The organism is Verrucomicrobiia bacterium (assembly GCA_035574275.1).
Taxonomy (GTDB): Bacteria; Zixibacteria; MSB-5A5; order DSPP01; family DSPP01; genus DSPP01.
Genome location: DATLYY010000036.1, coordinates 23979 through 34381 on the forward strand (window position 1 = coordinate 23979; position 10403 = coordinate 34381).

The following is a 10403-nucleotide window of genomic DNA, read 5'->3' on the forward strand; positions in this document are numbered from 1 at the left end:
CACAAACAGGGTATTGTATGCAAGGTAATTAATTAGCGGTTTTTTTGCTCGGCATTCTTTTGCAAACCAGATAAGACTATGATTGAAAATGTGTTAGATTTAAAATCAGTCCCTTTTCAAAGCTAACTTTTTGGGGCGCAAGGAGATTGGCATTGTTGTTGCTTAACCTGAGAAAGCCAAGTTGTATTCGGCTCTTGGTTTGTTTGAAAATGAAGGCTTGTTGAGGAGCTTTTAGTAAAAACTTTTCGGGTGAGTTTTTCCGGAAGTTTCTAAAAGTTAAGAGGCCAAAATCTTAGGGGCCGGGTCCGAAATCGGAGCCCCGGTTAGATTGAGGGAATAAAAGTAATTGATCGCGGAAAGTTTTTTCGCGGCGGTGCAAGAGGTGCCGCCCTATATAAAACCTGTCTTTTTACTTCAAAGGGGGGCTTGCACGTGCTGACGCGCGATGACCAAGAAGAAAATCCATCTATTTCCGACTGTAGTGAACTGTTAACCAAGTTTAACCACGCACCATCCACCATCCAAAAAAGGGAGGGTATTTCAATGTCCTCGTGTCGAACTATTTCCATTTTTAAAACCATTCTGATTGCCACGGCCATCCTGTTTGCCTTCGGGCTGGCCGGCGCCTTCGGCCAGGCAACCGTAACGACCGACAAGATGGATTATCATCCGGGGGATACGGTTATCATCACCGGCTCCGGCTGGCAGGCGGGGGAAACCGTGCTTTTGGAAATCGTCGAATCCCCGTTTATTCATCCGGCCGAAACGCTCTTCGCCGTGGCCAGCGGCTCCGGCGATATTTACAATAATCAATACATCATTCAGCTGCATGATTTGGGACAGACCTTCACATTGACCGCCATCGGACAATCCTCCGGCATGACGGCCAGCACGATGTTTACGGATGCCCCGCCGGCGGCCAATTTGGATCAATACCGCAACGGTTCGGCCGATGCGCCGATCACCACCGGCGGCAACTGGGTGAACGGCAACGCCGGGGCGGAAAACTCGCACTACGTGGAAGGAATGTCGATTCCCTACCGCTGCCGGATGACCGATTTGCCCACCGGCACGACCATCGCGCTCACATTAGGATACGACGTCAAGCACAGCGATGCGCATGCCTTGGATTATCTGACTCATTTCAACCGGCTGGAGCCGCATACCTTCGCCACTCACACGACACCCGAACCGCTCAATCCCTTGGCCGGTGTCACCGGCGTTTCGGCCACGGTTTCGACTTTTACCATTCCGGCTCCCAGTTCCGCCGGTTCTCCGGTGCCCGGACAGCCGACCACCAGCTATAACAACCTTCCGGCCGGTGAACGGCTGATGACTTTGTACGGTGGCACCATCGACAGCATCAAGTACGCTACCCAGGGAAGCTTAACGGCTTCCCAGTCCGAAACACAGATTACCGTCTATTTCCGCGCTGACGGTTTGACCGCCGTATTGTCCTGGGGCGGGCATATCGGCAGCCGTTTGGACTGGGGTTATGAACCGGATGGCACACCCCGTTCGGCGGGCGGCATCAGCGGTTCTCCTTATCATATGCGCCTGATCGATTGGAATCTCAATAATCTTGGAAATCAAGACCGCTCGCTCAAGGCGGACGCGGTGGCCCCCCCCTGTGACATTGTTGGCCCCAGCCCCGTTTGCGGCGGCTCCACCAATCAATACTGCGCGCCGGGCGGCACGGGCGTTACCTATAGCTGGAGCATTACCGGCAACGGTACCATCGTCGGTTCCACCACCGGCCAGTGCATCAACGTGCAGGCCGACGCCTCTGGTTCGTATACTGTCACCGTAACGGCGACCCAGTCCAACGGCCCTTCCAGCACCTGCACCAAAACAGTCACGATTTCTCCTTTGCCGATTTGCAGCATAGACGGAGCCGATTCCGTTTGTCCGCAGTCAAGCAACAACCACTGCGGCCCGGCGGGTGCGGCTTCGTACGAATGGTCCATTTCCGGCAACGGCACTATCAGCAGCTCGACCACCAGCCAGTGCGTTTCGGTTCTGGCCGGTTCCAGCTGCAACGCCCCTTATACTTTGACCTTGAAGATTAAAAACGCCGACCAGTGCAGCAGCCTCTGTTCAAAAACCGTTCAAGTTGTGGACACGACCAAGCCGACCATCAGTTGCCCGGGCCCCGTCACGGTGGAATGCCTGGCGGACGTGCCGCCGGTAAATATCGGCTCAGTTACCGCGTCGGATAACTGCAGCGGCGTCACGGTGACCCACGATGGGGACGTGGCCTCCGGTTCCTGTCCGAAGATTATCACCCGTACCTACAGAGCCACCGATGCCTGCGGCAATTTTGCCACCTGCACCCAGACTATAACGGTGGACGATAATACCCCGCCGGTGCTGGCGGGCTGTCCGCAGAATGCCTCTTTGCAGTGCTATGCAGACGTTCCGGCACCAGCCGTGGTGACCGCGACCGACAACTGCGACGGAGTAATTCAGGTTCAATTTAATGAGACCCAGTCCAATCCGGGTTCAAGCTGCAACAATATTATTACCCGGACTTGGACGGCCACCGACGCCTGTGGAAACGTGGCCACCTGCCAGCAGGTTATCACGGTCAACGACAATACGGCTCCGATCGTCACCTGCCCGGCCAATATTGATGTGAATAACGACCCGGCCACCTGTGATGCGGTTGTGAATTTCACCGCCACCGCCACGGACAACTGCGCCCCAACTCCTTCGGTGGTTTGCGTGCCGCCTTCCGGCACGGCTTTTCCAGTGGGGGTCACGACCGTTACCTGCACGGCCACCGATGACTGCGGTAACTCCAGTTCTTGTTCATTTACAGTGACTGTTCGGGATAACGAAAGGCCGGTTTTGGTGAACTGCCCGGATCCGGGTCCGCTCACCGTGGAGTGTGGCGTTCAGTTGGTTCCCCCTCCCGATCCCACACCGCAGGATAATTGTGATCCCAATCCAATCATTGCCTTCCGGCAGGATTCGATTCCCGGCAATTGCCCGCAGGAGTATACGCTCATCAATACTTGGATTATCACGGATGCTTCGGGTAACAGCGACAGCTGCAAACAGACAATAATTGTGCAGGACACCCAGGCCCCGACGATCTCGGGGGTGGATGCCGGTTACCGGGTGGAGTGTCCGGCGGTTCCGGTCTTCTCCAATCCATCGGCGGCCGATCTGTGCGACCCGAACCCGGGCTTGACCTTTGTTGATGTGACCACTCCGGGGAACTGTCCGCAGGAGTACAGCGTGACCCGCACCTGGACGGCTGTGGACGCCTGCGGCAACTCGGCCACGGCTTCGCAGACCATCAACGTGCAGGACGTCACGGCGCCGGTTTTGACGGCTTGTCCGGATAACATCGCGGTTTGCGCGGGTGCTCCGATTAGCTTCAACCCGCCGACTGCTACGGATAACTGTGACGGGGATGTGCCTGTGACCTGTACCCGCAGCGACGGGCAGGGCTTAGGTGCTCCTTATCCGGTCGGCACCACCACCATCACCTGTGTGGCAACCGATGATTGTGGAAATTCGGACGACTGCAGCTTCATGGTGACGGTATACGAGACCCCGGCCTGCAGTATTAATGAGGGTCCCGGTTTCGGAACGCCCGTTTGCGCCGGTTCCGGTGTGCCGCTTGTCAGCCTGTTCTGCGGGCCGGACGGCATGGCGTCCTACAGCTGGTCGGTGGACTGCGGCACCATCGACGGTTCCAGCACCAGCCAGTGCGTTTCCTGGATTCCGCCGGCGGTGGGCGGCACCTGCACCTTTACTTTGACCATCGTGGACGGCAACGGCTGCATCAGCACCTGCACCCGGAGCATCTCGGTGCCCAACCCGACCCCCTGCGTTTTGGCCCCTCCGTCAACCCTGCCGGTCTGCGGCTCTTCGGGCAACATCTATTGCGGGCCCGCGGGGTTTGCCAACTACAACTGGACAATCAGCTCTCCCGGCAACGACTGGGTGATCACCGGCGGGCAGGGGACCTCGTGCATCACCTACACGGCGGGGCTTTCCGGCCCGGTGACCATCCTTCTGGATGCCACCAACAACTTCGGCTGTCATTCCAGTTGCGACATCAGCTTCAACTGCACACCGCAGTTCGAGGGCTGCACCCCCGGCTTCTGGAAAAATCACACCCGTCTCTGGGATCAGGCCGGCGACCCGGTCTCCCAGTGCGTGGCCGCCTCCATTGCCAGCCTGGGTTCCCCCTACGGCGGGAGCGCCACGACCGCATCCCTCTTCCGGATGACCTTCGGGCTGACCCAGTCGCAAATGAGCGCGGTCGGTTTGAACCCGAACCTCTCGCTGCAACAGGCCATCAACCTGGGGGGCGGCGGCTACCAAAAGCTCGCCCGCCACGGCGTGGCGGCCGTGTTGAGTTCCTGCGCGGTGAACTACACCTATTCCACCACGCAGGTTTTGACGATGGTTCAAAACGCCATCGTCGACAGGCAGCCGGAGCCCACGGCCCAGCAATTGGCGTCTGCCAATGAACTGACCCACATCAACTGTCCGGGAGGCCCGCAGCCGGCCAGCCTGGCCGCTCTTTTGGCCCAGGCGGGTGAGTTCATGCGCGGCGACCTGAATGGCGACGGCTCCTTCACCCCGGTGGATGTGGTTACGCTGTTGAACATCGTGTTCGGCGGGATGCAGCCGACCCAGTCGGTTTGCGCCGCCGATTTGAACCGGGACGGCCTGTTTTCCCCGTCGGACGTCGTGGCCGGCCTTTCGTGCATCTTCGGCGGTTCCGGCGAGGTCTGCGGGGAGCTTTGCGTGGATGCCTCGGGCGAGACCGAGGAGCTCCCAATGGATTCCAATCCGGTCGTTTCGCCGAAGAAATAGGAAGAAACAAAAAAATACCCCGGTCCCGCCCGAAGGCGGGACCGGTTTTTTTTGGTCAAAATTTAATCAACTTGCCTTGGGACAAGGCCGATGTTAATATAGGGTAAGAGATTATCTATGGCCGAAGAGGAAAAGAAGGATTTTTTAAAGGATATCAAGCAGATTCAGGAGGAGATGGATTTAATCTTCGACCATTTCTACAAGCTCCGCCGCTCCCCACTGCTCACCCACACCCACATCTGGCGCCCCCCCACGGATGTTTTTGAGACCAAAAACGAAATCGTGGTCTTGACCGAAATCGCCGGCATCGATCCGAAAAAGCTTTCCATTCTGTTCAAGGAAGGGATTTTGACCATCCGGGGAGAACGGCAGACCCCCAAAATTGAGGACTCCATCGCCTGCCGGAACAAGGAAATCATCGCCGGCCGGTTTGAGCGAAACATCCACGTCCCCTTCTCCGTGGATAAGGAATCGGTCAAGGCTTCCTATCAAGACGGCATCCTGATCGTCCGTCTGCACCGGGTGGGTCCGGAAGAAAAAACCACCAAGATACCGATCGCTTAAGAGGGGAAAGTCCGTGGGAAAAACGGCTAAAGAAGAGTTGAAGCTGGAAGAGGAAATTAAAAAAGGGCTGGGGGAGCTGCCGATTCTTCCCACCCGCGGGGTGGTGGTCTTTCCCGCTTTTTTGACCCCTTTAATGGTTTCCGACCAGCGCTACGCCCGGCTGATCGACGAGGCGGTGATGGCCGGGCGCCCCATCGGGTTATTTTCCCAGAAAAACGAGGAGGAGGAAACAGTCGCCCCGGAAGGCATCTATACGGTCGGCACCTTGGGGCAGGTGATCAAAATGCTCCGCTTCCCGGACGGCTCCGTCCGCTTCTTGGTGCAGGGGTCCTCCCGCATCCGGCTGAAAAAATTCATAAAGACCGAGCCCTACTTCACCGCCGAGGTGGAGGAGGTTGCCGAGCGCTTCGAAAAAACAGTTGAAGTGGAGGCATTGGTGCGGAACATCACCGACTCCGTCAAAAAAATCGTCGGGCTGGCCCCCTATCTGTCCGAGGAGCTGCAGATTTCCGCCCTGAACACGGAAGACCCCGGAAAGCTGGCGGACCTGGTGGCCAATTCCTTGAATCTCCCCGTGGCGCAAAAGCAGGAGGTACTGGAAACCTTCGACGTCCGCCAGCGCCTTTTCAAAGTGCACAAAATCCTGCTCAAGGAGGCCGAGGTTCTGGAACTTTCCCGCAAAATCCAGACCGACGCCGCCTCCGAAATGGGAAAATCGCAAAAAGAATACATTTTGCGCGAGCAATTGAAAGCCATCCAGAAGGAGCTGGGGGAATCGGACGAGCGGACCGCCGAGCAGGAGGAGTTTGCCAAAAAAATCGAGGCGGCCCAAATGCCCCCCCTGGCGCTCGAGGCGGCCAAAAAAGAGCTGGAGCGGCTTTCCCGCATGAACCCGGCCTCGGCGGAGTACATCGTCTCGCGCAACTATCTGGACTGGCTGGTGGCGCTTCCCTGGAGCAAATCGACCACAGACGTTCTGGACATCAAGCAGGCCAAAAAAATTCTGGACGAGGACCATTTCGACTTGGAAAAAGTGAAAGATCGGATTCTGGAGTTTCTGGCCGTCCGGAAATTAAAAGACACCTTGAAGGGCCCCATCCTCTGCTTCGTCGGCCCTCCCGGCGTTGGGAAAACCTCCCTCGGCCGTTCCATCGCCCGCGCCATGGGGCGGAAATTTTCCCGCATTTCGCTCGGCGGCATGCACGACGAGGCGGAAATCCGCGGCCACCGCCGCACCTACGTCGGCGCGCTCCCCGGCCGCATCATTCAGGAATTGCGCCGTTCGGAAGCCAACAATCCGATTTTCATGCTGGATGAAATCGACAAAGTGGGGCAGGATTTCCGCGGCGACCCGGCCTCCGCCCTGCTCGAGGTTTTAGACCCGGAGCAGAACAATACCTTCTCTGACCATTACCTGGATGTTCCCTTCGATTTATCCCGGGTGCTTTTCATCACCACCGCCAATTATTTGGACCCCATCCCGGCCGTTTTGCGCGACCGGATGGAAGTAATCGAGCTCCCCGGCTACACCGATTTGGAAAAAATCGCCATTGCCAAAAAATTTCTCATCCCGCGGGAGCTGGAAAACCACGGGCTGAAAGCCGAGCAGTTGGAAATCAAGGAAGAGGCGCTGAAAAAAATCGTCCGGGACTACACCCGCGAGGCGGGCTTGCGCAACCTGGACCGCTACTTGGCCACCCTCTGCCGCAAGGCGGCCAAAAAAGTGGCCTCGGAAGAAGAAAAGAAAATCACCGTCACCGGCGAAAACCTCTCCGATTTCCTGGGTGCCGCCCGCTACTATCCGGAGCTTTCCACCCGCAGTTCGCAAGTGGGCGTGGTTCCCGGTCTGGCCTGGACCCCTTCCGGCGGGGAGATTCTGTTTATCGAGGCGACCAAAATGCGCGGCAAGAAAAATCTGACTTTGACCGGCAATTTGGGAGACGTGATGCGGGAATCGGCCCAAGCGGCCCTCTCCTATTTGCGCTCCTCGGCCAAAAAATACGGCATTCCGGAAGATTTCTTCGAGCATTTCGATATCCATCTGCACGTCCCGGAAGGGGCCATTCCCAAAGACGGCCCTTCCGCCGGCATCACCATGGTCACCGCCCTGGCTTCCCTTTTTTCGGAGCTTCCGGTCAAGCCGTATCTGGCGATGACCGGCGAAATCACTTTGCGCGGGCTGGTGCTCCCCATCGGCGGGCTGAAGGAAAAATGTTTGGCGGCCCACCGGGCGGGGATCAAAACCGTGGTTTTGCCGGAGCAGAACAAAAAGGATTTTGACGACCTGCCGGCGGAAATCAAAAAGGACATAAAATTCGTCTTCGTTTCCACCATCGACGAGGCCCTGGAAGAGGCCATCGATTTTTCCAAATCGAACTCCAAAAAAAAGCCCCGCATCACCGTCAAAACCATCCGCAAAAACGGAAAAACCACCTCCGCCCGCGTTCCTGTTGCGGTCAAGGGAAAATAAACAGTTCATAATTTTGGTAGCCGCGACTTCAGTCGCGGGAGCCCTTGTAGGGGCCGGCCTCCGCGCCTGCCCGTTTTTGTTTTTGTAGGGGCACAATACATTGTGCCCGTTATTCTAACAGGGCGGTGAAACCGAAAGAAAGAAAATCTGCAAAAGAATCACCACATCCGTCGGCGAAATCGTTCCATTGCAGTTCAAATCCCCGGCCGCAGGCGCCGCCGGGAACGGCGTTCCATTAAACGTAAAATTCAGCATCAAAACCACATCCGCCAAGGTCATTACCCCGTCTAAATTCAAATCTCCTTTGAGGATGGGGAGGGGAGAATATTTTATAGTAGCAAAGTCGTAATCATAGGGTGTAGAGCTTCCGATGCTTCTTCCCGTGACAACTATATTTCCACTTCGGTCTATTGAAATTGCCCAGGCTTCATCAACAGAGTTGAGAGAGCTGTTGTACCGTTTCTCCCAAAGCAAATTTCCATTTGTGTCATATTTCAACAAAATGTAATCTCGGTTAGTGCCGTTTCCTACACTCGTACCGGCAACATAAACATTACCAGCACTATCAACCCTTAACCCATATCCTGCATCGTAGCCGTTTCCCGGCCCATTGAAATGTTGCACCCAAAGCTCATTGCCCAGTGAATCGTACTTGAATGTGGTGATGTCTCCATCTGTTCCAATTCCACGGCTGAAGCCGGTTACAAGTACATTACCCTCTTTGTCAAAGTCAATTGCAACAGCCCAATCATCATCGTTTGCAGGCCCGTTAAAGCGCGCTGACCAAAGTAGCTTACCCTGCCCGTCATATTTAATTATAGTGTAATCTATTTTAGTAACACTGTCTTCCATTCCGCCACAGACGTAAACATTTCCCTGAGAGTCCAGTTTAAGATCGGTCGGGCCATTAGAATAACTCGTTTGCCACCTAATGGTATCCCTCAACCAGAGCTCGTTGCCCATTGAGTCGTATTTAATCGTGACCCATTGCACTCCCCCAGAAAGGTTCGTCCAATTTGTATGGCCGCTCACATACGCATTGCCATTTTTATCAACAGCAATCAGGTGACCGTGATCACCGTTGTGCTGGGGGTTGTCATAGCGTACAACCCAAAGCTGATTGCCGTTTGAATCGTATTTAACAGTTGCGTAATCGCGGTCGGTGCCTGCTCCTACACTAAGCCCTGTGACATAAACAAAGCCTTCTTCATCGACACAAACGTCGGTGGCCCAGTCTTCACCATTGCCGGGGCCGTTGTAACGAGCCGTCCAAAGCTGACTTCCCTGAGAATCATATTTTATAGTGAAGTAGTCGTTATAACTTATCCCGGTAACATATACATTACCCCTTTTGTCTAATACAAGAGCTTCCGGTGAATCCGTCCCGCTATTAATCGAACTGCTATGTCGCCGAATCCAAACTTCATTGCCATGTCGGTCATATTTTATTGTGGCAAAGTCAAGGTCGCTATTATTTCCCAGACCAAAACTGAAACCGGTAACATATATATTGCCGCTATCGTCAACTACCAACCCTTTAGCCTGTTCTTCTTTACCCGCGGGTCCATTGTAACGCCGCACCCAGGCGGTATCGACTTGGCAAAAAGCGGAAAGAGGAAATGCCAAAATGCCGAAAAATAAGGCGACTGAAATTTTCTTTGCAAAGCGGCGCATCTCTTTCAAATTATCGGCAAAACCACCCCCCTAAATCACCCACCCATTTTTCTGTCCCCCTGCCTTCTCGTTTTTGTAGGGGCGAGGTCTCCTCGCCCGGGCGGTGCGGGGTGTACGAATCTCTAATCTCCAGTCTCTAATCTCTGCCTTATCTGTAGAGGCGAACCTTGTGTTCGCCCGTAGGGGCACGTTGCTACGTGCCCTTTCGTTTTGTCCCCTCCTTACGAAGGAGGGGATTAAGGGGAGGTTGCATTTGTAGGGGTACAATATATTGTGCCCGCTTTTCTCATCAGCAAATTCACTACAACTTCAGAGTGAATTTCGCAGGGCGGGCCTTTAGTAGAGGGACGCGGCTGAGGCCAACCCCCAAACCGCCATCCCTCTTTTACAGGGGTTGTGAGGTGGGGACGAATCTCTAATCTCCAGTCTCCAATCTCTGTCGTGCATCGGGTCGGCTCGGCGCATCTGGCGTGTCCGGGCCGAACCCCAAAAGGATAAGGGAGCCGGTATGGCAAAGAACACGGATTCCCCACCCTTTCGGGGTTGATTTCCTCCATTGCCTGGGGGAAAGGACAGCCGCTTTTTTGTGGCCAAACCCCCGCTTCTCCTTGAAAGGGTTGGGCGGATTAGACCAGACCTGCGCCCGCGCGGAGTCCGTCGCGCGCGGACAGAACAACTACACAGACGGCCGCATGGAGAGGACCTATCATATAAAATGTCCCGTCTCCACTTTCACGGCTGTTTTAAAACCCGAGCACGTAAAAGAAAAGAAACAAAAAAAGGAAAGGCGTAGGGGCAGCCCCAACGGCCTGCCCCTCCCTCTCCTGCAATGACCTGACTTTCCCTGTTCCCCCTC

At 55.4% G+C, this 10403-nt stretch carries 4 protein-coding genes; 3 read left to right on the top strand and 1 reads right to left on the bottom strand.

What is annotated here, in order from left to right; all coding sequences use genetic code 11:
• The first annotated feature begins 543 nt into the window (after positions 1–543).
• The 3 genes from VNL73_05705 to lon all read left to right on the top strand — a co-directional run bounded on the left by VNL73_05705 (position 544) and on the right by lon (position 7873).
• Positions 544–4839, top strand: coding sequence for an HYR domain-containing protein (locus VNL73_05705; protein HXF48904.1), 4296 nt, complete (start codon positions 544–546; stop codon positions 4837–4839).
• 117 nt (positions 4840–4956) lie between these two features.
• Positions 4957–5403, top strand: a complete 447-nt coding sequence (locus tag VNL73_05710; protein ID HXF48905.1) for an Hsp20/alpha crystallin family protein — start codon at positions 4957–4959, stop codon at positions 5401–5403.
• A 13-nt stretch (positions 5404–5416) separates the two neighbouring features.
• Positions 5417–7873: an endopeptidase La gene (lon, locus tag VNL73_05715; GenBank protein ID HXF48906.1), complete on the top strand. Its 2457-nt coding sequence runs from the start codon at positions 5417–5419 to the stop codon at positions 7871–7873.
• Positions 7874–7987: 114 nt separating this feature from the next.
• On the opposite strand, the gene VNL73_05720 is transcribed toward lon, so the two are convergent.
• On the bottom strand, positions 7988–9547 hold the full coding sequence (locus VNL73_05720; protein ID HXF48907.1) for an SBBP repeat-containing protein: 1560 nt from the start codon (positions 9545–9547) through the stop codon (positions 7988–7990).
• Between the last annotated feature and the right edge of the window lie 856 nt (positions 9548–10403).